This is a genomic window from Croceicoccus sp. Ery5 (assembly GCF_020985325.1).
GTDB lineage: Bacteria > Pseudomonadota > Alphaproteobacteria > Sphingomonadales > Sphingomonadaceae > Croceicoccus.
In genome coordinates, this window is sequence record NZ_CP087587.1 from 2,477,933 (window position 1) to 2,503,125 (window position 25,193).

The following is a 25,193-nucleotide window of genomic DNA, read 5'->3' on the forward strand; positions in this document are numbered from 1 at the left end:
GGGAGACGGTCGATGCATCCGACGACGGCGCGCGCGGAATGGAAAGCCTATTGGGGTGTGCCGCTGGCCGGAGCGCTGGGATATGCGACCAGCGTGATCCATATTTACGGGCTGGGCGTGTATATCGAACCGATCAGCGAAAGCTTTGGCTGGTCGCGCGCCACCACCACATTTGGCATCACCATCGCCACGCTGATCCAGGCCGTGTTCGGCATTCCCATCGGCATCATGGTCGACCGGATCGGACCGCGCGTGCTGGGGCTGGTGGGCGTCCCGCTCACCTGTGCGGGCTTTGCCGTTCTGGGCACTGCCAGTGGCAGCGACCTGCAATGGTACGGGCTGTGGGTGCTGATGGCATTCGCCACATTGCCGGCGCAGGCGACGATCTGGACCGCCGCCGTCGCCAGCCGGTTCGAACATTCGCGCGGCTTTGCCTTTGCGATCACCTTATGCGGCGCATCGGTCGCGGCGGCGCTGTTCCCGTGGATGGGGGCAAGGCTGATCGCCAGCCACGGGTGGCAGACCGCCATGGCGTGGCAATCGCTGATCTGGCTGGCGATCGCATGGCCGGTCGTGATCCTGCTGTTCCGCGGCGCGCATGACCGGCGCAAGCAGACCGCCGAACAGGCACTCGCCGCCGCCGAAGAGCGCGCCATCATGGAAGGAGTCGGCTTTCTGGAAGGGCTGAAATCCTCGATCTATATCCGCCTGTTGCTGGCCAGCCTGCTGTTCACCTTCACCATTCTGGCGCTGGTGGTGCATTTCGTGCCGATCCTGACCGATGCGGGGCTCGGCGCGCAAAGCGCGGCGGGTCTCGCCTCGATCATCGGGTTGTGTTCGATTGTCGGGCGGCTGGCGACGGGGTTCCTGCTCGACCGGTTCGCCGCATCGAAAGTGGGCGCGATCATCTTTCTGTTGCCGGTCGTCGCCAGCATCATCCTGTTATTGGCGGGCGCGGACGGGGCGGCGGCGGTGGCGGTTCTGGTCGGCCTCACTCTGGGGGCAGAGGTGGATGTGATCGTCTATCTCGCCACGCGGCACTTCGGGTTGAAGGCGTTCGGCGCGCTTTATGGCGGCATGCTGGTCGCGCTATCCATCGGGACCGCGCTCGGACCGCTCGGCGCGGCGGCTGTCTATGACCGGACGGGCGGCTATAACAGCTTCCTCTACCTCACCATCGGGCTGATGGTGGCGGCCAGCCTTCTGGTGATCAGCCTGCCGCAACCGAAATTCGGCCACAGCAAGGCGGACAATCCGGCCTAGCCCCAGATCGCATCGGCGGCGGCGGCGGCATTGGCGCCCCGCCCGCCCAGCTCTCCGACCAGAGCCTTCAGGCGATAGGTCCAGAAATGCAGCGGGTGTTCCAGCGTCATGCCCATCGCGCCCAGGAACTGGTGGAAGTCATAGACGCACACGCGCGCCGATTCCTGCGCATGCCACACGGCCATCGCGGCATCGGCCGGGTCAAGCGTGGCAGCGGCCTTCATCGCCATCCAGTAAAGCCCGTTGGTGCGCACCTGCGCCTCTGCCAGACGGTGGCGAAGCGCTTGGAACGTCGCCAGCTTGCGGCCGAACTGCTCGCGCTCGGACAGATGGCTGCATGTGCTGGCCAGCGCCGCCGCGAGCAGCCCCGCTGCTTCCGCCGCAACAGCCGCCCGCCAGCGGGTGCGCGCCTCGTCAGGCGTGATGGTCAGGGCGGCGCGTTGAGCGGGAATATCCAGCAGGGTCGCCATGGGAAAAGCGAACAGGCTTTCCGGTTCGGCCCGCAACTGGCTGTCGCTGGCGGTAAAGCAGGTGACGCCCGCATCCTCCACCACGATAACGGTCGCCCCCGCCGTCAGATGGCGCACCATGCGCGGCGTGCGCGTGCCATCGATCAGGCAGACCGGGCTGGCTGTACCCCCGATGACAGGGCCGAAAAACGCCCGCGCCGCCGCCTCGACCGCAAAGGGCAGGCGGGCCAGCCGTTCGACCACCACTGCCGCCGTCGCCGTGCCCAGATCGGGATCGGCGGCGACATCCAGAAAGCCCCCCTCGCCCAGCGCGGCCTCGAACTCGGCGCTGGTCGCGACCAGCGGCGCATCATGCACCGGCGCATCCTGCCAAGGCCGTGCCAAGGCGTCGAGCGCATCCAGAATGGCACGCTGATCCTCGCTCAAACCCACATACATCAGCGCGGCTCCCTCGGCAGGCCAAGCACGTCGCTGGCAATGATATTCAACTGGATTTCGGCGGCCCCCGCCGCGATCCCCGCCACGATGCCGCGCTGATGGTGCATCTTCAGATAGGGATGCGCGTCGGCCAGCGCCTCGGGCAGATGTTCGACGATGAATTCGGCCACGCGGCGCTCGCACATCACCGTGGCGAAACGGGCCGAAGAGCTTTCCTGCCCGATATTCTCGCCATCGGCGCGCCGGGTGACGATGGCATAGCTGGCCAGCTTCGCCGCCTCGCAGAGGGCCGCTGCTTCCGCCGCTTCGATCCGTACGGCTTCACGCACGAACTCGCCGCGTTCCTGCAGGACGGACACCGCACGGTCCAGCGCCGCGCGCGCCAGCGAATAGCGCGGAATGCCCAGCCTTTCGTTGCGAAGCGAATAGGCGATGATCTCCCACGCCTGCCCTTCCTCGCCCAGCCGGGCGCTGGCGGGCACGCGCATGTCGTCGAAAAACACCTCGTGAATATCGCCCTCGCCAATGATCGAGGGGATCTGCCGCACGGTAATCCCCGGCGTGTCCATCGGCACCAGCAGGATCGTAATGCCGCGCTTGCGGTCGTCGCTGGTGCGGCACAGCAGGAAACAGGTGTCGGCCAGCCCTGCATAGCTGGTCCAGATCTTCTGCCCGTTGACCACGTAATCGTCACCGTCGGGCACCGCGCGCGTGCGCAAAGAGGCAAGATCCGACCCCGATCCGGGTTCGGAAAAACCCTGACACCACAGCGCCCGCCCTTCGGCGATCGGCGGCAGATAGCGCTCGCGCTGTTCGTCGGTGCCGTATTTGATGATCGTGGGGCCGATCCAGTTGACGTTCATATACTGGCCGCCGCGCGGTTCGCCCGCGATCCACATCTCCTCGGCCAGAATGGTCTGGTGCCACGGGTCCTGCCCTTGCCCGCCGATGTCCACGGGCCAGTGCGGGGTCAGCAATTGCTGTTCCGCCAGCGTGCCGCAAAATGTTTCGGCATAGCGGGTCAGCGCGGGCGATGCGGGACCGTGCTGCGAAAAACGCTCCCAGTCGTCGGGAAGCGTCGCGGCCAGAAAATCGCGCAGGCGTTGGCGAAATTCCTGCTCTTCATTTGTCCAGTCAAATTTCATAGGCTAGGTGTTAGCGCGACATGGATCGCGAGAACAGGGCAAATGCCGCATCGCGCCGTCGATATCGCGACGGCGGGCTTGATGGCATGCCCGCGAATGGGGCCTAGGCTACGCATATGAGTGACAAACTGGACCAGTTCAGGGCGGAAATACGCCAATGGATCGCCGCAAACGCACCATCAGACTGGCGCGCCGCCGCCACGCATGAGGATTTCGTGGCATCGCAACGCGGCTGGTTCCGCAAGCTGGCCGATGCGGAATATGCCGTGCCGCACTGGCCGGCCGAATGGCCCGGCGGCGGCAGGTCGCTGGCCGAACAGAAAGTGATCTACGAGGAACTGGCCAAGGCCGATACGCCGCGCCTGCTGCTTTCCTTCGTCTCAACCTATCACGCCGCCGCGACGCTGATGGAATGCGCCAGCGCAGAGCAGCGCGACCATTACCTGCCGCGCATCCTGCAAGGCGAAACATGGTGCCAGGGCTTTTCAGAGCCCAATGCCGGATCGGACCTTGCCGCCATCCGCACCAAGGCGGAGCGACGGGGCGACACCTATGTCGTATCGGGGCAGAAAATCTGGTCCACCATGGCGCAATATGCCGATATGTGCCTGCTGCTGGTGCGCACCTCGACCGAAAAGGCGAAGCAGGCGGGGATCACGTTTCTGCTGATGGACATGAAACTGCCGGGCGTGACCGTGCGGCCGATCCACCAGATTCAGGGCGACGAAGAATTCGCCGAAATCTTTCTGGACGAAGTGGAAATCCCCGTCAGCCAGCGCGTGGGCGAAGAGGGTGCGGGCTGGGCCGTGGCGCAGGCGACCCTTGCATCGGAACGCGGTCTGACCCTGATGGAACTGTCCTATCGCATGCGCGGGGCGATGCGGTTGTTGACGGGCGAGGTCGCGGGAACGGGCCTGGCCGACGATCGCGGCGTGCTGCGCGATCTGGGCGCGCTCTGCACGCGGGTCGATGCGGTCAGCGCGCTGGCCGACCGTTTCCTGCAGAAACGGATGGATGACGACGAGCAGATCGGCGACGCATCGATCGTAAAGCTTGCCTATTCGCGCTGCCTGCGTGCATGGGCCGATCTCGGCGTTAATTTGTCCGGACTTTCTGGGCAAATGCACACGCCGATTACGTTTGGCGATCTGAACAGCGGCAACTGGATGGCGGATTTCATGAACAGCTATGCGTGGACCATCGCCGGCGGAAGCGACGAGGTGCAGCGCAACATCATCGCCGAACGCATGCTGGGGATGCCGCGCGAGCCGAAAACATGGATGGTGGAGGCCGGACAATGAGCGCGATGCGGACCGAGCTGGAGGACAGCGCGCGCAAGGTCTTTCCCGATTGGGAAGCGGTGCGCGACGGCGATGCGGCGTGGGCGCAAGTGGCCGAGCTGGGCTGGTTCATGGCGGGCGTGCCCGAAGATATGGGCGGGCTGGGGCTCGAACGCGCCGATCTGGCGGTGATTTTCACCCAGCTGGGTCGTGCGCTGGTACCCGGCGCGATGCTGGCGCAGTTCCTGTCGGTCGAGGCGCTGGTCGGCAGCGACCCTTTCGACGGGCGCGACGACATGCTGGAAAGCGCGATGGCGGGCGAATTGCTGACCGCGTCGCTGGCGATCGGCGCCGATGGGGCATTGGCGGTGCCCGATGCCGACAAGGCAGGTCACATGCTGCTGCGCGGCGCGGACGAAGTTGCGCTGGTGTCGCTTGACGGAGCATCGCTGGAGGCGTTCGAGACGTGGGACAAGACCCGCCGCCTGTTCAACGTGCGTCCGGCATCGGGCGCAGCGCGCATCGTGCTGGCGACCGGCGACAGGGCAGCGGCCCTGACAGCGCGGATCGATGCGCTGCTTGCGCTGGCGCTGGCGGGCGATGCGCTGGGCGGCGCGGGCGCGGTGCTGACGATGGCCGTCGATTATCTGGGCACGCGGCGGCAGTTCGACCGGCCTCTCGCCATGTTCCAGGCGCTGAAGCATCGCGCAGCGGACATGAAGGCCGCCATCGAAACAGCGACGGCCCTGTATGACGCACGCTGCGATGCCGGTTTGCTGGCGACAGGCGCAATGAAGGCGCATTGCGCCGAAGTGTACAAGCAGGTCGCCGAAGAAGCGGTGCAGTTTCACGGCGGCATCGGGCTAACCGTGGAATATCCCGTGCATCTGTTCCTGAAACGCGCATTCCTGAACCGCGAATTGGGCGGGAACGCAGCCTATTGGAACGAAAAGGCGGGCCGCAGCCTGTTGGCCGAACCCGCCTGATCGCCCGTCATGAAAAGGGCCGCCTGCATTGCGGGCGGCCCCTTCCCTCTATCCCATCATCGTCTTGGCCGCCGCGACCATCTGGTCGGGCTGCACGATATAGGCATCTTCCAGAACCTTGGCGAACGGCACCGGACATTTGGGCGCGCCAAGACGGCGCACCGGTGCCTTGAGCTTGGCGAACATCTCCTCGGCCACGCTGGCGGCGATTTCCGCGCCCGGACCGAAATCGCGCACTGCTTCATGCGCGACCAGCAAGCGTCCCGTCTTTTCGACCGAGGCATAGACCGTATCGCGATCCCACGGCGAAACCGTGCGCAGGTCGATCAGCTCGACCGAAATGCCAGCCTCGGCAAAGGCGGGCAGCGCCATCATCGCGCGGACGGTCTGGCTGGACCATGTGACCAGCGTCAGATCGGTGCCTTCCTGAACAATTTTGGCCTTGCCCAGCGGGATCGGTCCCTGATCCTCGGGCACATCGGCGGGCACGAACAGCGAACCGGCGCTTTCGATAAAGATGCACGGATCGGGATCGTCGATACAGGACAGCAGCAGCCCCTTGTAATCGACCGGATTGGACGGGGCGACCACCTTGATGCCCGCCGCATGCGCATACCAGCCTTCCAGGTGGTCGGCATGCTGCCCCGCCGTCTGCCAGCCCGCGCCGGTCAGCGTGCGGATCGTGATCGGCACCGATGTCTGCCCGCCCGACATAAAGCGCAGCTTGGCGGCATGGTTGAAGATCATGTCCATGGCGACGGTGGTGAAATTCATCAGCATGATTTCTGCCACCGGCTTGTATCCCGCCAGCGAGGCGCCGATGGCCGCGCCGATGATCGCCTGTTCGGAAATCGGCGTCGATTTGACGCGGTCGGTGCCGAATGCGGTCGAAAGCCCCTTGGTCGCGCCGGTGACGCCGCCGCCTTCGTTATCGGCCACATCCTCGCCCAGCACGATCACCTTGTCGTCCGCCGCCATCGCCTGATGCAGCGCGGCGTTCACGGCCTGCAGGCTGTTCATCTTGACTGCGGTGCTCATGCCCCGATCTCCTGTTCAAATACATCGCGGCGGATTTCGTCCACCGACGGCAATTCGCTGGCGAGGCCGAATTCGCGCGCTTCGGCGACTTCCGCCTCGATCTTTTCCTGCATCTCGGCCTGTTGCGCCTCGGTCATCACGCCGTCGTCGATCAGGCGCTGGCGGAATTTGGGCAGCGGATCGTTTTCCATCGCCTTGGCCAGTTCGCCTTCGGCCATGTATTTATTGTCGTCGCCCAGAACATGGCCGTAAAAGCGGAAGGTCTTGCATTCCAGCAAGGTCGGCCCTTCACCCTCGCGCGCGCGGTCGATGGCGGCGGAGACATGGGCGTACATGTCCCACGGATCATTGCCGTCGACGGTAAAGCCCGGCATGCCATAGCCGATGGCGCGCTTGGAAATCCGGTCGACCGAGGTGCCGTTTTCAAAGCTGGTGTGTTCGGCATAGCCATTGTTCGGGCAGACGAAGATCACCGGCAGTTTCCACAGCGAGGCGAGGTTCAGCGATTCGTGGAACGCGCCGATATTGGACGCGCCATCCCCGAAATAGGCGATGACGACCCGCTTCGATCCGTCAAGCTTTGCCGCCCAGCCAAGACCGTTGGCGATCGGCATGGACGAACCCACCACGCCCGTCGTCACCATCACGCCCGTGGGCGGATGCGTCAGGTGCATCGGCCCGCCCTTGCCCTTGCAAGTGCCGTCGACACGGCCGGCGATCTCTGCCCAAAGAGGCTTTAGCGGCATGTCCTTGGCCACCATGTCCTGAATGCCGCGATAGATCGTGCAGATCTGATCCTCGTCCGACAGGAAATGCGAGATTGTCGCCGGGATCACTTCCTGACCGCGCGCCGAGTAATAGGGCATTTGCAGACGCCCCTTGCGGATGGTCGACAGGATCGCGTCGTCGTTGCGTTCAACCCGCAGCATCCTGCGGAAAATATCGGTAAGTGCGGCCGAATCCGGCTGCCGGGCGTTACTCGCTTGAGTCATGGAGAACCTCTCTCGCTTCATGCGTTCGGTCGACTGTCGCGGCCTGTCCGCCCAAGGTCAACGAGAGGCGCTGCGCCACGGCGATATCTGAACGTGGCGCGGAAGAAATAGGTCTAGATTACTGAATTAACGCCCTTTTCTATCAGCCTAAACGACATCGGCCAATGCGACCCAGCGCCCTTCGGCCTGCGACCGGCGCATCGCTTCCTGACAGCGTTCCACCTCCAGCGCGCGGGCGAAATCGGGCGCGGCATCGCCATCGCCTTCGATGGCGGCGACCATGCGCTTCATCGCCAGCGCCATGGGGAAGCAGGGCGGGATCGGGAAAGCGGCATCGATGCCCACGCCATCCTCGCGCAGGAACCCATCGGGAATGTCGAGGGGTTGCAATTCGGTCGGCGCGTGGGGATTGGGTTTGTCCGCGGCGCGCAGGCCCGACAGAGTGCACTCCTGCGCGCTGGGGAAGGTAGGCGAACGGCTGACCAGCCGCCCTTCGGTGCCGTAAATGTCGAGCAGCCACCCATCGTGCATGGTCATCGCCCAACCCGCGCGAAGCTGCATCACCGCACCGCTGGCAAAGCGCAGCATGGCATTGCCCGTGTCGGTCGTTTCGGGTTTGACCGTCTCGCCATCCTCGTACACCCACTCGGGCAGGACCTGCCGGTCGTCCGCCACGATTTCCGCGACCGGACCCAGCATTTTCAACAAGGGATAGAGCGCGTGACTGCCATTATTGCGCAGCCCCGAAACACCGGCATCGCCGCGCGCGAACCAGTTATAGGGAAACTGTTTTGACGCCCGGTTGAACAGCGAGATATTAAGGTGGCATGTCCCGCCGATCGGCGTGCCGATATAGCCTTCGCGCACCAGCTCGATCTGGCGGCGCACGGCGGGGACATATTCGATGAACGCATCGACCACGCCCGTGGAACCGCCCTTGCGCCAGGCGGCATCGATGGCCTTGGCCCCTTCCCAGCCGGGCGCATGGGGAGAGGCATTATAGACATGCTTGCCATGCGCCAGCGCCGTTTCCAGCCATGGCAGGCGGAAATTGGGTCGCGTGCCCAGATCGACGATATCGATATCGGGATCGGCGCACATCTCGTGCGCGTCCCAGAATGCCCGCTCAACCCCCAGCTTTTCCGCCGCGGCGCGCGCCGTCTCCTCGCGCGAGGTGCAGATGGCCGTCACCTCGACACCCGGCAGCGAACGCCACGCGGGCAAATGCGCCATGCCGCCCCATGCGGCGCCAACGATACCGACCTTCAGCACCATGACGCGATTACCCGATGGTGCCGACGATTGTGCCGACCTGAACGGTTTCGCCAGGCTGGACCTTGATCGACAATGTGCCGCTGGCGGGGGCCTCGACCTCGTTGGTCGATTTATCGGCTTCCAGCAGGAACAGGGTCTCGCCTTCGGTCACCTGTTCGCCGTCGGCATAGGACCATTCGGCGATCTGCCCTTCGGTCATCGAAAAGCCGATCTTGGGAAAGATGATATCGGTTGCCATTATTGCGTCTCCGGGAATGTTCGGTCCCGTTGTGCCGCTGGCGTGCGATACCCGCAATTGCGCGATAGCCACCCGGCGATTTGATCGGTCGGGCGATGCGTGAACAGGCGTGCGGGCGGGGAACTGGACGGCGGAAAAAAGGGGCGCAGCGATCAGCTGCGGTTCTGTTCGGCCCAGTCGTCGACCTCGCCCGGCTTAAAGGTGCGCCTTGGCCCCTCGCCTCCTGCCGATTTCAGATCGAAACCGATGGGATCGACATCGCCCTCTATCGGCACGCCGAACGACGAAATCGCCCAGCTGGTCATCACGTAATGGCCGATCGACATGACCAGATCCATCATCTGCTGCCGGTTGTAATGCTTCGACAGCCCCGCCCATGTCGCATCGGACAGGACATTGTCGTCCATCAGCTCGTCCACGGCGGCAAGCACCAGCCGGTCTTCCTCGGCCCAGCGGTCGGCATCCGAAGGGTAATCGCGGATCGCGCCGATATCCTCCAGCGTCAGCCCCGCATTCAGCCCGTATCCGACATGGTTGTGCCATTCATAAGCGCTCTTCACCCGCCACGCGACACGCAGGATCAGCAGTTCCAGCGCGCGGGTGGACAGGGTGTTGGTCATCAAAAGGTGCTTGGACCATTGGTTATAGGGCGTGGCCATTGCCGGATGGTTCGCCAGCACCATCATGATATTGGTGCGCGACCCCTGCTCCCATGCATCGGGCTCTCCCCAGAACGCGAAAACCTCGCGCGCGGGGTCGGTCCATTCCTCGCGCGGAAGGTTGGGGATGCGGCGTTTCGTGTCGGTCATATCACTCTCTCGTGCACTACAGGCTCAATCACGGGACGCGGCGGCATCGCGGGCCAGCTGCGCGGCGCTGGTTTCAAGATCCTGACGGTAATGGCGCGCGGCCATCCAGAAACAGGCGATGGCCGGAATGGCGAGCACGGTGCTGCACAGCAAAGCCATGCGCAGCGACCCCTCGCCGAATTGCGGCATCAGCAGATCGCTGACCATGCCGATCACGGCGGGGCCAAGGCCATATCCGACCAGATAGACCGCCATCAGCGTGATCGCCGCCGTGGTCGCGCGCGCCCACACGGGCGGCAGCGTGGTGCAAACCATGATCAGCGGCGCGGCGAATATGCCGCCAGTGAAAGACAGCACGCCCGCCAGACCATAAAACACGTTTAGCGACTGGACATTGAACATCGCCCAGATGGTCAGCGCCGCGCCGATGCAGGCGATCATGCCGATGCCCATTTGCCGGCGCATATCCTTGCGCCCGACGAAATCGGCCAGCGGACCGCCGACCAGATGGCCCACGAAACTGCCCGTGCCGACCGCCGTGCCCAGCCACGCGCCGAATTCCACCGGATCGATGCCATGGGTGCGCGTCAGGAATGCGGGTATCCAGCGCAGGAGCCCGTTCACCATCAGCGCCAGAAAGGCGAGCCCGACGATCATCCAGAGGATCGTGCGCAGCCCCGCGATCGCCTTGATCGTGCGCATAAAGCCCGGTTGCGGCGGGTCTTTGGTCAATCCGTCGGCAAGCCCCTTGGGAAAATTCCTGACCGTCAGATAGAACAGCGGCGCAAGGATCAGCCCCGGCACGCCCGCGACCAGAAAGGCCGATCGCCAGCCATGCGCCTCGACCACATAGCCGCCGATGGCATAGGCAAGTCCCATGCCGATGGCAGGGCCGGTCATATAGATCGAGGTCACGGTCCCGCGCTGGTGTCGGGGGAACAGATCGCTCAGCAGCGCCGGACCGGGAGAGCTCAGCCCCGCCTCGCCCAGCCCCACGCCCATGCGCGCCACGAACAGAAAGGTGAAGTTGCGCGCCACGCTGGAAACGGTGGTGGCAAGGCTCCACAAAAACACGCCCAGGGCGATCACCAGCCTGCGCGGATAGCGGTCGGCCAGACAGGCCAGCGGGATCACCGCCAGCGCATAGACGCCTGCATAGGCAATGCCGTTCAACGCGCCCAATTGCCCGTCGGACAGGCCGAATTCGGCGCGGATCGGTTCGACCAATATGTCGAGGATTTGCCGGTCCACCGCGCTGATCGCGGAAATCACGGTCAGCAGCGCCAGAACATAGGCGCGATAGGCCATCGACGGCAGACCCGCCACCTCTGCCTGCGGCCTGCCGCCGTCCTCTGCCGCGATATGCACGCGATCAGTACCGGTAACCGACTTCGACACCCCAGCTGCGCGGCTGGCTCCATGTCGCGCCCATGGCAAAGCTGTTATATTGCACCTGGTTCACATAGCGGCTGTCGGTCACATTATCGCCGAACAGCGCCACGAAGAAGCGGTCGTCGGGATCGCTCCATTCGCCGCGCAGGGCCAGCACCTCGTAATCGCCGCCCTTGAACTGGGTACCCGACGGGCCGAAAAAGAAGGACGAGGTGTAATAGAGATTGCCCGAGAGGGCGAGGCTGCCGCCCCCCAGATCGACTTCATAGCGCGCACCGATATTGCCGGTAAATTCGGGCGTGCGCTGCATGTCGACATCTTCCAGATCGGTCGGCACCGCCTGATAGGAAATGCCGTTCGCCGCGCAGGCCGCCGCCGCTTCCGGACCGAAATCGGCACAGGGCGTATAGACCGGCGCGCCGGGGAATTCGGTATAGCGGCCGTGCACATAGGCCCCGCCTGCATTGAACGAGAACCCGCTGCCCAGATCAAGCGCGACTGCCCCTTCCAGACCATAGATTTCCGACTGCGCGGCATTGATGATCGCGGCGCGCCCGTCATCGGTGAACAGCGATACCTGAAGGTTCTTGTAGTCGTAATAGAACGCCGCCGCCTCGAAGCTCAGCGCGCCATTATCGGTCTTGAAGCCCAGTTCGAAGGCGTCGACATCCTCGGGCGAGATATCGTTACAGCTAAAGTCCGGCGGGTTCTGGCACGAGCCGCCGACGTCGAGGATCGCCGCCTTGTACCCCTTGGCGTAAGAGGCATAGATGCTGGAACTGTCGCCTGGCTTATAGCGCACGACGAGGCGCGGGGTGAACTTGTCGCCCTTTACATCGTCGACATAGAATTCATCGGTGCCCACGTTGTAATAGGCATCCTCGATCGTATCATGCGCATAGCGCAGGCCCGCCGTCACGAAGAGGCTGGGCGTAACTTCGTAGGTCGCGTCGATGAACGCGGCATAGCTGCGCGTCGGCGCTTCCGATCCGCCAAGGCGGAAACGGCCGAAGCCCTGCGCCACGCCATTATCGACATAAGTTTCGTACCGGTCCGAATTGAACAGATAGAACAGCCCCGCCGTATATTGCAGCGGCGATCCGGGTTTCGACGTCAGCAGGAATTCCTGCGTAAAGGTCTTGTTGAAGACCGGCAGGCCGAACTGGAAGATGGTGATCGCCGTCTTGTCGAGATCGAGCGAGGCATCGACATCCTGTTCGCGATACTGGGTAAAGCTTGCCAGATCGGCAAAGCCCAGATCGGCTTCCAGCGTCAGTTGGAAGATATCGTTATTGGTCGTGACAAAGCTGCGGTCCTGCCCCGGCGCGTAATAATCGGGATCGGTGGTATAGGTCACCGCCGGCGCAAAGCTGGGCGCGGCCACGCCCAGATCGTCGTCGACATAGATATTGTAGAGCAGCGGGCGCGGATCGTCGGTTTCGACATGCTGATACCGTGCCTTGGCGCTGAAACTGCCGAAATCGAACAGCAGTCCGGTGCGGACCTGCCAGTTGCGATAACGCCGGTCGCGGTCGCCGGTGGCGATATTGCGCTGGAACGCGTCGCCGGTGGAATAGCCGCCTTCGACATCGAAAGCGATGTTTTCGGTGATGCCATTGCTGTAATAGGCCTGCGTGCGCAGCTGGTGAAAGCTGCCATAGGATGCGCGGAACTCACCCGCAGGCTGGAAGCTGGGGTCGGCGGTCTGCACCAGGATCGCGCCGCCCGTGGTATTACGGCCGAACAAGGTGCCCTGCGGCCCTTTCAAAACCTGCACGCTATTGACGTTCAGCAGGTCGAAATCGGCCTCTGCCGGATTGGGCGAATAGAAATTATCGACATAGATGCCGACATTCGAACCGCCGCCCGCCGTGGTGATGCTGGTGCCGATGCCGCGGATGGTGGGTTGCACGAACTGGCTCTGCCGGTCGAAGCGCAAGGCGGGCGAAACCGTCTGGATGTCCGAAAGCTCGGTCACATTGGCGGTTTCGAGGGCATTGCGGTCCAGCGCAGTGATCGAGATCGGAACGTCGATCTGCGCTTCCTCGCGCCGCTGCGCGGTTACCACGATCAATGGCGCGGTGTCGGTGCCTGCGTCGGCGGGCGCGGCATCCTGCGCGGATGCGGGAACCGCCGCCATGGCGATGGCGGATGCCGTGAAAAGAAATGCCAGTCTGGCCATCATGCAAACTCCCCGATGACAGCCATGTCCCTGCTGGCGGGCGGCTGTTTGCGGGGAAAGCTAAGTCGGGCTTCGCGCCAAGTCACAACGCGCGCGCAAAATTCGCTCCGGCGATTGGGCCGTCATCGAAACGACCCGATGTGCCGCTTTATCCGGTCCGGTCGCAGGTGACGATGGCGTCGCGCAGTTCATAGGTCATCAGAACATCGTTCCACTGCATATCGGGCGCACGGGCCAGCGTAATGCCGGGCACGCGCAGCAGCGCATCGACGAACACGCGCGTTTCGTGCAGGGCGACCTGCCAGCCGGGGCAATGGTGGGGGCCGTCGCCAAAGCTCATGAATTCGCCCTTCTGCCCCTCGCGCGCGGCGCGCTCCGCATCGACGGCATGGGGACAGCGCCCGACCGAAGCCTCGTCGTCATGCACCGCCCTGATATCCAGCGCGACGCGTTCCCCCGCCCCGCCATCGGGCACGCGGCGATAGAGCACCGCCGCAATCGGCTCCAGCCGCAGGATTTCCAGCAGGATCGCCATTTGCCGGTCCTCGTCACCGCGCAGGAAATCGGCGCGCAAATCGGGATTGTCGAACATGTGCCACGCGACCATCACGATGAATTCGCGCGTGGTCATCATGCCCGCCGTCACATAGGTCATGCATTCGACCAGGATCGCCTTGTCCGAATAGCCCTTGGCAAGGCACTGGCTGATGATGTCGTCCTGCGGTGCCTTGCGCCGCTTCGCGATGGTGGGCCGGACGTCGACCCAATAGAAGAGATAGCCATACCATGCGCGCAGAATCTTGTCCCTGATCCGGCCCAGCCCCGTCGCGCCGCTGAAGGCCGTTTTCAGCACCATTTCCAGTCGCGGCGCCATCTTGTCGGCGCTGGTTTCGACAAGGCCGACGATATTGGCGGCGACCGCGACGGTCAGTTCGAAACTGATGCTGTCAAGCTGGGCCCGCCCGTCCGCCCGCAGCCGCGTCAGCAGCCGGTCGGTCGTATCCTGCATGATCGCCTGATAACGGGTAGCGATTGCCTTGGGCGTGAAATAGCGGGCAATGGCAGCGCGGCGTTTCCTGTGCGCATCTCCGTCCAGATAGAACACCGGCACATGCTCGGGATTGCCGACATCCACCTCATCCGCGCCGGGTCCGTCCTGCAGCGCGGTCGTATCGCGCATGATCGCGCGCGATTCGGCCAGAGAGACCACCCGCCGCGCATCGGCATCGATCCGTAATCCACGCGCCGCGATACATGCGGATTTGCGCTGATCCACGATTGCGTCCATTGCCTTTCTCATCCCGCTCGCTATTTTATAAGACACTGTGTATCATAAAATGGATCAACCGACCCCGTCAAGCCTGCCTGATGCGCCGCGCGATGCGCGCGCACGCAAATCGCTGGCGGCCCTGCGCGCCGCGATGCTGACCCTGCTGGAAACGCACCGCTTCGATGATCTGACCGTGCGCCAGATCTGCAAGGAAGCGGGCATCGGCTATGCCACTTTCTTCCGCCATTATGCGGACAAGGACGCGTTGCTTTCGGCGGTCGCATCGCAGGAAATCGCCGATCTGATTGCGCATTCGGCGGGGCTGCTGTTCAGCGCGGACATGCGCGGATCGACGATGGCGCTGTGCGATTTCGTGGCAGGGCACCGCGCCTTGTGGACCACCTTGCTGACGGGCGGCGCGGCAGCCATGGTGCGCGAGGAATTGCTGGCACAGGCGCGCGAACTCGCCGCCGCAGCGCCTCAGGCAGAGCGCGGCATTCCCAAGGATCTCGCCGTCGTGGTGTCGGTTTCCTCGGTGCTCGAAATTCTGGGCTGGTGGCTTCAGAACGGGGCCGGCATGCCGCGCGCCGACGTGGCCGCGATCATCGAACGTCTGGCCATCGCACCCGTCATGCCCCGCGGCTGACCATCCGGTGCGGGCGATTAATCGCCCAGAATACGCGCGCGGGCGGCAACGATGTCGGCCAGATGGTTCACCGGATCGCCCGTCGTCACCCCGCCTTCGACGGGCATGGCGATGCCGGTGATCTGCTGCGCGCGGTCGCTGGAAAGAAACAATGCCGCCTGCGCCACATCCTCTGGCGCGCCGCGCCGTTTCAGCGGCTGGTTCGACAGATAGATCTGGTCGATCGCGCGCGATAATTCACCGATATTGCCGTCTTCCGAACCCTCTTCGAAAGAGCTGAGCGGCGTGCGGATATGGCCGGGGACAAGGCAGTTCACGCGAATGCCGTACCGCGCCAGATCGATCGAGGCGGACTTGGAAAAATGCACCAACCCCGCCTTGGTCGCGCGATATGTCATCATCGCCTGTCCGGCCAGAATACCCGCGATAGAGGCATTGTTGAGAATGACGCCGCCCCCCTGCCCGCGCATCACCCGCGCGGCGGCCTGCGTTCCGATCATCGGGCCGAACAGGTTCACGCCGACGACGCGGTCGAAATCCTCAAGCGTATCGTCCAGAAAATCAGGAAAGGCCGCGCAGGCGATCCCCGCATTGTTGAACATGATGTCGAGCCGGCCGAAGCTGTCGACCGCGTCGGCGACCAGCGCCTCGACATCCTCGCGCTTGCTGACATCGGTGCGGCGGAACCGTGCGGCGGCGCCGATCGCATCTGCCAGCGCCTGCCCCGCATCCGCGTCGATATCGGCGATGACGACATGGGCGCCCTCGGCCGCGAACAGTTCGACCGTTGCCTTTCCGATGCCGCCCGAACCGCCGGTGACGATGGCGGTTTTGCCTGCAAGCTCGCCAGCCATGTTCAGCCGCGCTTCCGGTAGGTTACGGGCAGGCTCTCCATCGAACGCGTAGCGACCGTAGGCAGGAAAGCGATGTCCTCCTCGGCAATCGCCAGTTTGAAATCGTCCATCCTTTTGACCAGCTGGCGCGCGGCGACCTTGATCTCCATCCGTGCCAGCGCAAGGCCGACGCATTTGTGCACGCCGCCGCCAAAGCTGACATGTTTCATGATGTTCTTGCGATCCATGTCGAACTGGCGGGGATTTTCGAAAATCTCCGGCTCGTCATTGGCAGAGGCATACATCAGCAAAAGATGCGCCCCTTCGGGCAGTGTCTTGCCGCCCAGTTGCACCTCTTTGGTCGTCATCCGGCTCAAACCGCGCACCGGCGGCTCGATCCTCAGCAATTCCTCGACAAAGCGGTTCATCAGCCGGTCGTCGTCGACCGATGCCTTCAGCTTTTCGGCAATCCCCGGCTCGGTCGCCAGGATGAACACCAGATTCGCCAGCGCCGTCGCCGTCGTCTCGTTCCCCGCGATCAGCAGGGCACGGACCAGCGATACGGCCTCTTCGAAAGTCAGCACCGAATCCTCGCCCTCACCCTCCTTGGCGTGGACGATGTCGGAAATCATGTCCTCTTTCGGATCGGCCTGACGCTCGCGCATCCTGCCGATAATATATTGCTGCAATTCGCAAATCTGTTCGGCATGGCCCAGCATCTCATCGCGGTCCTGCATTCGGCCGATCTGTGCCGTCACTGCGGTCGACCAGCGCGCGATCTTTTCCTTGATCGACCAGTCGAGACCAAGCTGTTCGCAAATGATGCGGATCGTCAGCGGCTGGGCGAAGTCGGTGACCGCGTCCATCGCGCCGCGCTCGCCGGCAGGGACATCGGCCACGATCTCGTCGATCAGATCGTCGATCACCTTGATGATGCGCGGCTCCAGCTCCTTCACGCGGTGGCCGGTAAAGGCGCTTTCCATCAGCTTGCGCACGCGCGTGTGATAGGGCGGGTCCGACATGATGGCGTCGGGGAAATAGCCGCCGCCCTTTTCGCGCAGGATCTGCTGGAATTCCTCGGCAAAGCCCTTGGCCTGCTGGGTGTGATAGCCCTTGTTGACCGAGAAGGTAACGGGATCGCGCTGGATGGTCTGGATGTCCTCCCACCGGCTGATCAGATACATGTCGATCGACTTGTCGTAATGGACGGGGTCCAGCTTGCGCATGGCGGCATAGAACCGGCGGGGCTGCTTGTGCACCACGGGGTCGAGCAGTGTCTTTTCTTCCAGAAGGCGCTTTTGCTCCTGCAGGCCCTGGTCGTCCTCCAGCCCTTGTGCGGCGGCATCCATCCTCTTTCCCTTCTTTCCAGTCTTCGGGCGCCAGCATCGCGCAAAGCGCGGCGCCGGACCATGCCCGTGCGCCAAGCGGGACTTGCCCGCGCGCGCAGGCGGCCGTCTTGCGTTTCGGGCCTATAATTCCGGCGCGACTTCCGCCGTCAGCCCGTCCAGCCGCGCGGTCAGCTTGACCTGACACGAAAGGCGGCTGTTGGGGCGGCGGATATCGTCCACCATGTCCAGCATATCCTCTTCGACATCGTCGGGCTCGCCCACCATGTCGATCCATTCCTCGTCCACATAGACGTGGCAGGTGGCGCAGGAGCACGCCCCGCCGCATTCGGCGATAATACCCGCGACGCCCTTCCGGCGGGCCGCTTCCATCAGCGTCTCGCCCGCTTCGCAGTCGTCGATCGTCACTTCCTTTCCGTCCACATCTGTCAGCCTGACGGTAATCGCGCCCATGCGTTCCTCTGAATTGCTCTGATCGGTTGCGCCGCAGGCTAGCCGCAAACGCGCTTGTCGGGAAAGCGGGGCGAATTGTCCGCACGGGCATAGCGCAGCCATATCGCCCCGGCGCTGTCGCCCGCCGTCGCCTACAGCAAACCGGATTTGCGCCCCCAGTCATTCAGGCCGCCATGGCTGCGTAGTAGGAGGGAGCCGAACGGGCCGACAAGAACGCACAGGTGAAAGGCCCGCAAGAGAGAGGTTTTCACTATGGGCCGCGTGCTGATCACAAATGCGCTGATCTTCGACGGAACCGGCGGCGAGCCGCGCCGCGGCGAACTGCTGGTCGAGGGCAACCGCATTGCTCCTGCCGATGCGCAGGGTGCACCGGCAGAGCGTGTGATCGACGCGGGCGGACGCTTTGTGATGCCCGGCATGGTCGAAGGGCATGCCCATCTGTCGTTCGAAAACGTGTGCGCGACCGAAGACCTGATCAAGCCGACACCCGAAGCGCAGGCCTTTACCACCGCGCGCGGAGCCAGAGCGCTGATCGAGGCGGGTTTCACCAGCGCCTATGGCGCGTCGGAAGCCAAGCTGCGGCTGGCGGTCGCGGTGCGCGACGAGGTGAATGCGGGCCGTCTGCCCGGCCCCCGCATCCGCGCGGGCGGTCTGGAAATCAGCGTGACCGGTTCCATCGGCGACGAGGGGCGCGAGCACGATCCGCGCACCGGCCCCAGCACGATCGTCGACGGGGTCGAGGAAATGCGCCGCGCGGTGCGGATGCATTGCCGCGAGGGGGTCGACAATGTGAAAATCGATGTCTCGGGCGATCCGTTCTATCCCGGCACGCCCGGACACACCACGCCGATGACATTCGACGAAGTGCGCGTCGCCGCCGAAACCGCCCACGCCTATGGCCGCATTATCAATGCGCACACGCGATCGGTCGAAGGGTCGAAGCACTGCATTCGCGCGGGCGTCGATGCGCTGTTCCACTGCGAATATGCGGACGAGGAACTGTTCGACATGATGGAGGAAGCGCGCGACCGCATTTTCGTGGTGCCGACCGTCGGCCTGTTCCACCAGATCATGGCGGGCGAAGCGGCGGCGCACGGATTATCGGCGGAAGTCGGCGGGTATATGAATATCCCCGATCTCCTCGAAAACAGCTGCAAGACGCATACCGAGCTGCGCAAGCGCGGCATCAGGCACCTGATCGGCGGCGATTACGGTTTTGGCTGGAGCCCGCAGGGCACGCAGGCGCGCGATATCGAATTCTTCATCGATTATTACGGCTATTCCCCTGCCGAAGCGCTGGTCTGCGCCACCGCGAATGGCGGCCTTGCCATGATGGACGACGGATCGCTCGGCACGCTGGAGGCGGGCAGGCTTGCGGACCTGATCATCGTCGACGGCAATCCGCTGGAAGACCCGCGCGTGCTGGCAGGGCCCGACAACGTGCTGTTCGTGATGAAGGATGGCGCGATCTGCAAGAACGCGCTGCCCCGGACGCCGCAAGACACCGCGCCGCGCGCAACTGCCGCCGCCAGCGCCTGACACCAGTTAGTACAGACCCGAGAGGCCAAGATGAACGTCGAAACCGGAAAGCTGGACCATGGCAAAGCGCGCCATCCCGCCGAAAGCACGCAGGACATCATCGCCCGCGACCGCAACGCCGCCCCCGCATGGGCGCGCGACGACAGCTATGTCTATCTGGGCAGCGAGGACGTATCCAAGGACCGCTATACCGACGCGGACTTCGCGCAGGGCGAGTTCGACCGCCTGTGGCCGCGCACATGGCAGATGGCCTGCCGAGAGGATCACATCCCCGAGGTCGGCGATTACTATGTCTATGACATCGGCCATTACAGCTTTATCGTCGTGCGCAGCGCCGAGGACGAGATCAAGGCGCATTACAATGCCTGCCTGCATCGCGGGACCAAGCTGAAGCCTTCGGGGACCGAGGGCTATTCCCCGATGATCAAATGCCCGTTCCATGGCTGGAGCTGGAATCTGGACGGCAGTCTGAACGAGATCCCCGAAAACTGGGACTTCACCCATCTCGACGACCGCAAGATGTGCCTGCCGCAGGCGCGGGTCGAGCGGCTGGGCGGTTTCGTGTGGGTCAATATGGACCCTGCCGCTCCCCCGCTTGCGGAATATCTGGGCGAAAAGGCCCTGTCGCATCTGAAGGCGTGGAAGCTGGAGGACCGCTATATCTACCTCCATGTGCAGAAAAGCTATCCGGCGAACTGGAAGCTGACGATGGAGGCTTTCATGGAAGCCTATCACGTCGGCGACACGCACCCGCAGGTCGCGCCCGCCAATGGCGACGTGAATTCGCAATATGACGTCTATGACGACCACGTGGACCGCTTCATCTCGACGCTGGGCGTTGTCAGCCCCAAGCTGCGCGACAAATATTCCGAAGCCGACATTATCGAGAATTTCACGCTGGGCGACAGTTCCGCACTGGGCGGCACCAAGCCCGAACTGAAGGAAGGCGAACGCGCGCGGCAGGTGATGGCCGACATGTTCCGTTCGATGTTCGAGGCTGCAACCGACAGCGACCTCAGCCATGTGTCGGATACCGAATTGCTCGATACCTACAGCTATACGTTCTTTCCGAACCTGTTCCTGTTCCCCGGCATCTCGCTGCCGATGATCTATCGCTTCCGCCCCGATGCGCGTGACCATCGCCGCACGATCTACGAAGTGATGTTCATGCGGCCCAAGCCCAAGAGCGGCCATTACGAGACCGCCGAGGTCCAGATATTGGAAGACCGCCAGAGCTTTGCCGAGGCGGAAGGCATGGACCCGGGTTTCGGCAAGATTCTCGATCAGGATACCGATAATCTGTTCGCCCAGCAGGAAGGTCTGGAAGCGAGCGCCAAGCAGGGCATCAGCCTTGCCAATTACCAGGAAATCCGGATCCGCCATTTCGAGGCGACGGTCGATAAATATATGGCGATGGAGCCGTTCAGGGCATCGATGAAGGACTTGCAGCCCTGATGGCTTTGCGAGTGTCGACATGACCGCATTATCGGGTCTGACCATTGTCGAAACGGCAGAGCGCGTGTGCGGCGAATGGACCGGACGGCTGCTGGCCGATTTCGGCGCCGACGTGATCAAGGTGGAACGCCCGGGCGGATCGCCCACGCGGCGCTTTGGCCCGCATGTGACCGATGCGCACGGACAAGGCGAAAGCGCGATCTTTGCCTATTGCAATACCAACAAGAAATCGGTCGTGCTCGACCTGAACACCGCCGACGGGCGCGCGGCGCTGGACCGCCTGCTCGCGCGGGCCGATGCGCTGGTCGACGATCACGACCCGCGCTGGGCGGCGGCGGCAGGGCTGGACCCGGTTGCCCTGCGCGCGCGGCACGGGGCGCTGGTCCATTGCCACATCACTCCGTTCGGCCTGCACGGACCGCAGGATCGGCAGCGCGCGCTGCCGATCAATATCGCCGCAGCCGGCGGCTGGGCATGGCATACCCCCAGCGAGAGCGATCCCGCCGACCCGCCCGTGATGGGTGCGGGCCGGTTCATGCAGGATTACGACACCGGCCTCGACGCGGCGATTGCGACATCTGCGGCCCTGTTGCGCCAGCGGCGCACCGGCAAGGGACAATCCATCGCCATTTCCGAAGTAGCCGTGCAGATGAGCAGGGCCGATGTCGTGCTGGGCCGTGTGCTGGCGGGCGATGACGAACCCGGCCATTCGCGCCGCCGCTATGACATGGGCGGGCCGGGCGACGTGTTCGCCTGCGCCGACGGTCATGTGCATCTGGTGATGATGACGCGCAACCATTGGACGGGATTAAAGGCGCTGATGGACCATCCCGGCTGGGCGGCGGAATTTCCCGACGACTGGCTGGAATTCCATTGCACGCCCGAGCGTGTGGCCGCATTTCGAGAGGCGTTTCGCCCCTGGATGAAGCAGCAGAACCGCAATGCAATCAGCGAACGGGGCCAGAAACTGGGCGTGCCGCTGGTGCCCGTGAACACCGCCGCCGATCTGCTGGCGAACGCGCAATACCGCCATCGCGGCTTCTTCCAGTCGCTCGCCCATCCGGTGTTGGGGGTGCAGGATTATCCCACCGTGCCCTATCGCATGACGGCCTCTCCCGTCCGGCTGACGCGCCTTGCCCCTGCCCCCGATGCCGACCGCGCAGAGGTGCTGCCATGAGCGCGGCCGGCCATGCCTGTGACAGGGGTGGTCCGCTGGCGGGCGTGCGCGTGCTGGCCATCGCCAAGGTCTGGGCCGGTCCCTATGCGGCCAAGCTGCTGGCCCAGTTGGGGGCCGAGGTGCTGAAGGTCGAAAGCACCAGCGCGATGGACGAAATGCGCGCCTATGGCGGGGTGGATATCGAACATGCGCCCTATTTCCTTAGCCAGAATACCGAGGCGTTGAGCGTTCGCGTCAATCTGAAATCGGACGAAGGCATCGAACAATTGCGCCGCATGATCGCGGTCAGCGATATCGTGCTCGACAATCTGCGCCCCGGCGCTCTGGACAAGCTGGGTCTGTCCTATGATGCGATGAAGGCGATCAGGCCCGACATCATCCATGTCTCGATCAAGATGTACGGGGCGGAGGGGCCGCTGGGTTACCAGACCGGCTATGCGCCCAGCTTTGCCGCTATCGGCGGTTTGACGGGGCTGACCGGACACGAAGGCCGCGTTCCGCGCGGCATGAATATCCGCTATGGCGATACGACCGCGGGGGCCGCCGCCGCTTTCGGCGCGATCGCCGCGCTGCACCACCGCGACGCTACCGGCGAAGGGCAACAGGTCGACCTGTCGGCGGTGGAGGCAATCTCGGGCCTGATCGGGGACAGCCTGTTTACATATGGTCTGACGGGCGATTTGCCGCGCCATGCGGGCAATGCCCATCCCGAATATGCTCCGCACGGCTTCTTTCCGACCAGCGAGGATGGCTGGATCAGCATTGCCTGCGACGGGGACGGGGAGTGGGCAAAGCTGGCCGAAGCGCTGGAATTGCCCGACGATCCGCGCTTTGCCACACACAAGCAGCGCGTTGTGAACCGTGCCGCGCTGGAAGCCGCCATAGGCGGTGCGACACGCGATCACGATGCGGGCGCCCTTGCCGACAGGCTGCGAGCGGCAGGGCTGTGCGCCTATCGCGCCAACTCGACGCTGGACCTGATGGGCGAGGACCAGTTCTGGGCCGATGGCACCTATCGCATGGTGCAGAACGGCAATGGCGATTTGCGCCCCGTCGTCGGCCCGTCATGGCATATGTCGCCCGACGAGGCCGAGATCGTGCACGGCGCGCCCACGCTGGGCCAGCATGACGATTACGTCTATCGCGACCTGCTGGGGCTGGACGATGCCGAATATGCGCGGCTGAAGGAAAGCGGCGCGATCAGCTGAACCGCGCCGCCAGTCGCCTAGGCCGGCTCCGCTTCCTTTACCGACCGCTTGTTGCCGACACGCGCAATCACATCGCCCGCCGCCACATAGCCGAAGGTCAGCGCCGGACCGATGGTCGCCCCTGCCCCCGGATAGCAATCGCCAAAGGGTGATCCGGCACAGTTCCCCGCCGCGTAAAGCCCTACAATCGCCTGCCCCGCCCCGTCCAGAACACGCGCCCTTTCGTCACAGCGCAGCCCGCCCTTGGTGCCCAGATCGCCATTATTGATCGGCACAGCATAGAACGGCCCCTTGGCAATGGGGCCAAGGCAGGGATTGGGCGACACGCGCGGATCGCCGAACATCTGGTCATAGGCATTGCCCCCGCGCCCGTATTCGGCATCGACGCCGGTGCGCGCATATTCATTCATGCGCGTAACCGTGGCGTTCAGCGCGTCGACAGGCACGTGGATCTTGTCGGCCAGTCCGGCGATCGTATCGGCGCGGAAAACATAATGATCCCACCAGTCGCCGGGCACCTTGGCATCGGGCATCAGCACATTGGGCATCAGCCCGCCCGCGCTGAACTTGTCGCGGAAGGATGCGTCGAACACCAGCCAGCACGGGCAATTCGCGCCGGTCTTCTGGTGGTCGGCCACCATCGCCTGACCGAAACGGTCGTAACCGGTCGCCTCGTTCACGAAACGCACGCCATTGCGGTTGACGCACACGCTGTGCGGGCGGCCGACGTCAAAGGCGGCCTGATGGATTTCATGGAAATTGGATGCGCCCGGCATCGGCAATTGCATCGTGGGTAACCACCAGCCCTGTTCGGTATGTTCGGTGCTGGCACCGATCTTTTCGCCCGCGATCAGCGCCTCGCCCCTGTTCGCATCCTCTGGCGTAGAGCTGTGGCGCGTCAGGCCGGGGACGGGATAGAAACGGTCGCGCAATTGCTGGTTCCATTCGAACCCGCCCGCCGCCAGCACCACGCCATGGCGCGCGGCGATGGTATAGCGGCGGCCGTAATTGCTGACCTCCACGCCGGTGACCGCACCTTCGGCATCGACGAGCAGCTCCTCAAGCCTTGTTTCCATCCGCAATTGCACACCGCGCGCGAACGCCTTGTCATAAATCTCGCCCATCAGTGCGGCGCCCTGTGTGAAACGGCGGTCCCGGTGGCTGATCTTGCGCGTCTCGCGGTCGAGGTAATAGCGGCGGTAGATGTTGGCGACCGTCCGCTTCCATCCCTTGGACTGGAGCATCAGGGTAAAGGTCTCGGTCAAATCCATCGAATATTTTCCGAACAGTTTGAACCGGTTATATTGCTCTCGCATCAGCGGATAGAGCCTGTCGCCCAGCTTGCGCCCGTCAAAGGTCGGCACCACGATCGAACGGTCGCTGCGCGCGCCGGGCGCTTCGGGGAAATAGTCGGGCCAAACGCCCGCCGTCACGGGCACGCCCGTATCGGCCATGAAACGCAGCATTTGCGGCGCCTGATCGACATAGGCTTCCAGCCGCTTTTCATTGACCGGCACGGTGATGATCGAGCGAAGATAGGCCAAAGCTTCCTCGCGGCTGTCTTCCTCCGGCCCGTTCAGCTTATGGTTGGGCACCCACAGCACCCCGCCCGATACGGCGGAAGTGCCGCCGAACTTGCGTTCCTTTTCGACGATCAGCACCGACAGCCCGTCATCCGCCGCGCGCAGCGCCGCCATTGCGCCCGCCGCGCCCGAACCGACGACGACCAGATCATAGGATTCGGTTTCCATCGCGCCT

General features: G+C 63.8%; 23 protein-coding genes. 9 read left to right on the forward strand and 14 right to left on the reverse strand.

Annotated features, from left to right (window positions below; genetic code table 11):
* Window positions 1-12 precede the first annotated feature (12 nt).
* A complete protein-coding gene (locus tag LOZ74_RS11765; RefSeq protein WP_230291364.1) occupies window positions 13-1,263 on the forward strand; it encodes an MFS transporter in 1,251 nt (416 codons plus the stop codon).
* Here LOZ74_RS11765 and LOZ74_RS11770 read toward each other — a convergent pair.
* The gene (locus tag LOZ74_RS11770; RefSeq protein ID WP_230291365.1) at window positions 1,260-2,171 is read right to left on the reverse strand and encodes an acyl-CoA dehydrogenase family protein; all 912 of its coding nucleotides are present in this window, start codon (window positions 2,169-2,171) and stop codon (window positions 1,260-1,262) included. The two genes, LOZ74_RS11765 and LOZ74_RS11770, sit on opposite strands and share 4 nt — an antisense overlap.
* Entirely contained in the window at window positions 2,171-3,316 is a 1,146-nt protein-coding gene (locus LOZ74_RS11775) for an acyl-CoA dehydrogenase family protein (RefSeq protein WP_230291366.1), read from the reverse strand. Before LOZ74_RS11775 ends, LOZ74_RS11770 begins: the two co-directional genes overlap by 1 nt.
* Window positions 3,317-3,432: 116 nt before the next feature.
* Here LOZ74_RS11775 and LOZ74_RS11780 point away from each other — a divergent pair, with 116 nt between their 5' ends.
* Entirely contained in the window at window positions 3,433-4,617 is a 1,185-nt protein-coding gene (locus LOZ74_RS11780; RefSeq protein ID WP_230291367.1) for an acyl-CoA dehydrogenase family protein, read from the forward strand.
* On the forward strand, window positions 4,614-5,582 hold the full coding sequence (locus tag LOZ74_RS11785; RefSeq protein ID WP_230291368.1) for an acyl-CoA dehydrogenase: 969 nt from the start codon (window positions 4,614-4,616) through the stop codon (window positions 5,580-5,582). Before LOZ74_RS11780 ends, LOZ74_RS11785 begins: the two co-directional genes overlap by 4 nt.
* Before the next feature lie 48 nt (window positions 5,583-5,630).
* On the opposite strand, the gene LOZ74_RS11790 is transcribed toward LOZ74_RS11785, so the two are convergent.
* The 8 genes from LOZ74_RS11790 to LOZ74_RS11825 all read right to left on the reverse strand — a co-directional run bounded on the left by LOZ74_RS11790 (window position 5,631) and on the right by LOZ74_RS11825 (window position 14,517).
* A complete protein-coding gene (locus LOZ74_RS11790; RefSeq protein ID WP_230291369.1) occupies window positions 5,631-6,620 on the reverse strand; it encodes an alpha-ketoacid dehydrogenase subunit beta in 990 nt (329 codons plus the stop codon).
* Window positions 6,617-7,612 (reverse strand): thiamine pyrophosphate-dependent dehydrogenase E1 component subunit alpha, encoded by a 996-nt coding sequence (locus LOZ74_RS11795; protein ID WP_230291370.1) that lies wholly within the window; start codon window positions 7,610-7,612, stop codon window positions 6,617-6,619. Before LOZ74_RS11795 ends, LOZ74_RS11790 begins: the two co-directional genes overlap by 4 nt.
* A 147-nt stretch (window positions 7,613-7,759) precedes the next feature.
* Window positions 7,760-8,887: a Gfo/Idh/MocA family protein gene (locus tag LOZ74_RS11800; protein WP_230291371.1), complete on the reverse strand. Its 1,128-nt coding sequence runs from the start codon at window positions 8,885-8,887 to the stop codon at window positions 7,760-7,762.
* A 7-nt stretch (window positions 8,888-8,894) separates the two neighbouring features.
* Window positions 8,895-9,125, reverse strand: a complete 231-nt coding sequence (locus LOZ74_RS11805) for a lipoyl domain-containing protein (RefSeq protein WP_230291372.1) — start codon at window positions 9,123-9,125, stop codon at window positions 8,895-8,897.
* Window positions 9,126-9,277: 152 nt separating this feature from the next.
* Window positions 9,278-9,934 carry a carboxymuconolactone decarboxylase family protein gene (locus LOZ74_RS11810; RefSeq protein ID WP_230291373.1) on the reverse strand — a complete coding sequence of 219 codons (657 nt, stop codon included), beginning with the start codon at window positions 9,932-9,934 and terminating at the stop codon, window positions 9,278-9,280.
* 24 nt (window positions 9,935-9,958) lie between these two features.
* Window positions 9,959-11,332 carry an MFS transporter gene (locus LOZ74_RS11815; RefSeq protein WP_230291374.1) on the reverse strand — a complete coding sequence of 458 codons (1,374 nt, stop codon included), beginning with the start codon at window positions 11,330-11,332 and terminating at the stop codon, window positions 9,959-9,961.
* The gene (locus tag LOZ74_RS11820; RefSeq protein ID WP_230291375.1) at window positions 11,307-13,511 is read right to left on the reverse strand and encodes a TonB-dependent receptor; all 2,205 of its coding nucleotides are present in this window, start codon (window positions 13,509-13,511) and stop codon (window positions 11,307-11,309) included. The genes LOZ74_RS11815 and LOZ74_RS11820 overlap by 26 nt, the downstream gene beginning before the upstream one ends.
* Before the next feature lie 145 nt (window positions 13,512-13,656).
* Entirely contained in the window at window positions 13,657-14,517 is an 861-nt protein-coding gene (locus LOZ74_RS11825; protein ID WP_370638825.1) for a cytochrome P450, read from the reverse strand.
* Window positions 14,518-14,619: 102 nt separating this feature from the next.
* Here LOZ74_RS11825 and LOZ74_RS18340 point away from each other — a divergent pair, with 102 nt between their 5' ends.
* Both LOZ74_RS18340 and LOZ74_RS11830 read left to right on the forward strand, forming a co-directional pair.
* Complete coding sequence (locus LOZ74_RS18340; protein WP_370638826.1) at window positions 14,620-14,745, forward strand: hypothetical protein; 126 nt, start codon at window positions 14,620-14,622, stop codon at window positions 14,743-14,745.
* Between the two features lie 100 nt (window positions 14,746-14,845).
* Window positions 14,846-15,424, forward strand: a complete 579-nt coding sequence (locus tag LOZ74_RS11830) for a TetR/AcrR family transcriptional regulator (protein WP_230291377.1) — start codon at window positions 14,846-14,848, stop codon at window positions 15,422-15,424.
* A 17-nt stretch (window positions 15,425-15,441) separates the two neighbouring features.
* Here the strand turns inward: LOZ74_RS11830 and LOZ74_RS11835 are convergent, their stop codons facing one another.
* From LOZ74_RS11835 to LOZ74_RS11845, 3 genes are all read right to left on the reverse strand, one after another.
* A complete protein-coding gene (locus LOZ74_RS11835) occupies window positions 15,442-16,278 on the reverse strand; it encodes an SDR family NAD(P)-dependent oxidoreductase (RefSeq protein ID WP_230291378.1) in 837 nt (278 codons plus the stop codon).
* Between the two features lie 2 nt (window positions 16,279-16,280).
* Window positions 16,281-17,606, reverse strand: coding sequence for a cytochrome P450 (locus LOZ74_RS11840; RefSeq protein ID WP_230291379.1), 1,326 nt, complete (start codon window positions 17,604-17,606; stop codon window positions 16,281-16,283).
* 120 nt (window positions 17,607-17,726) lie between these two features.
* Window positions 17,727-18,056, reverse strand: a complete 330-nt coding sequence (locus LOZ74_RS11845; protein ID WP_230291380.1) for a 2Fe-2S iron-sulfur cluster-binding protein — start codon at window positions 18,054-18,056, stop codon at window positions 17,727-17,729.
* Window positions 18,057-18,308: 252 nt separating this feature from the next.
* Here LOZ74_RS11845 and LOZ74_RS11850 point away from each other — a divergent pair, with 252 nt between their 5' ends.
* From LOZ74_RS11850 to LOZ74_RS11865, 4 genes are read left to right on the forward strand one after another with little or no spacing between them, the layout of a single operon-like run.
* On the forward strand, window positions 18,309-19,595 hold the full coding sequence (locus LOZ74_RS11850; protein ID WP_230291381.1) for an amidohydrolase family protein: 1,287 nt from the start codon (window positions 18,309-18,311) through the stop codon (window positions 19,593-19,595).
* Between the two features lie 30 nt (window positions 19,596-19,625).
* The gene (locus LOZ74_RS11855) at window positions 19,626-21,050 is read left to right on the forward strand and encodes an SRPBCC family protein (protein WP_230291382.1); all 1,425 of its coding nucleotides are present in this window, start codon (window positions 19,626-19,628) and stop codon (window positions 21,048-21,050) included.
* Window positions 21,051-21,069: 19 nt separating this feature from the next.
* Entirely contained in the window at window positions 21,070-22,227 is a 1,158-nt protein-coding gene (locus LOZ74_RS11860) for a CaiB/BaiF CoA-transferase family protein (RefSeq protein ID WP_230291383.1), read from the forward strand.
* Window positions 22,224-23,435 carry a CaiB/BaiF CoA-transferase family protein gene (locus tag LOZ74_RS11865; protein ID WP_230291384.1) on the forward strand — a complete coding sequence of 404 codons (1,212 nt, stop codon included), beginning with the start codon at window positions 22,224-22,226 and terminating at the stop codon, window positions 23,433-23,435. The genes LOZ74_RS11860 and LOZ74_RS11865 overlap by 4 nt, the downstream gene beginning before the upstream one ends.
* A 17-nt stretch (window positions 23,436-23,452) precedes the next feature.
* On the opposite strand, the gene LOZ74_RS11870 is transcribed toward LOZ74_RS11865, so the two are convergent.
* A complete protein-coding gene (locus LOZ74_RS11870; protein ID WP_230291385.1) occupies window positions 23,453-25,186 on the reverse strand; it encodes an FAD-dependent oxidoreductase in 1,734 nt (577 codons plus the stop codon).
* Window positions 25,187-25,193: the final 7 nt, after the last annotated feature.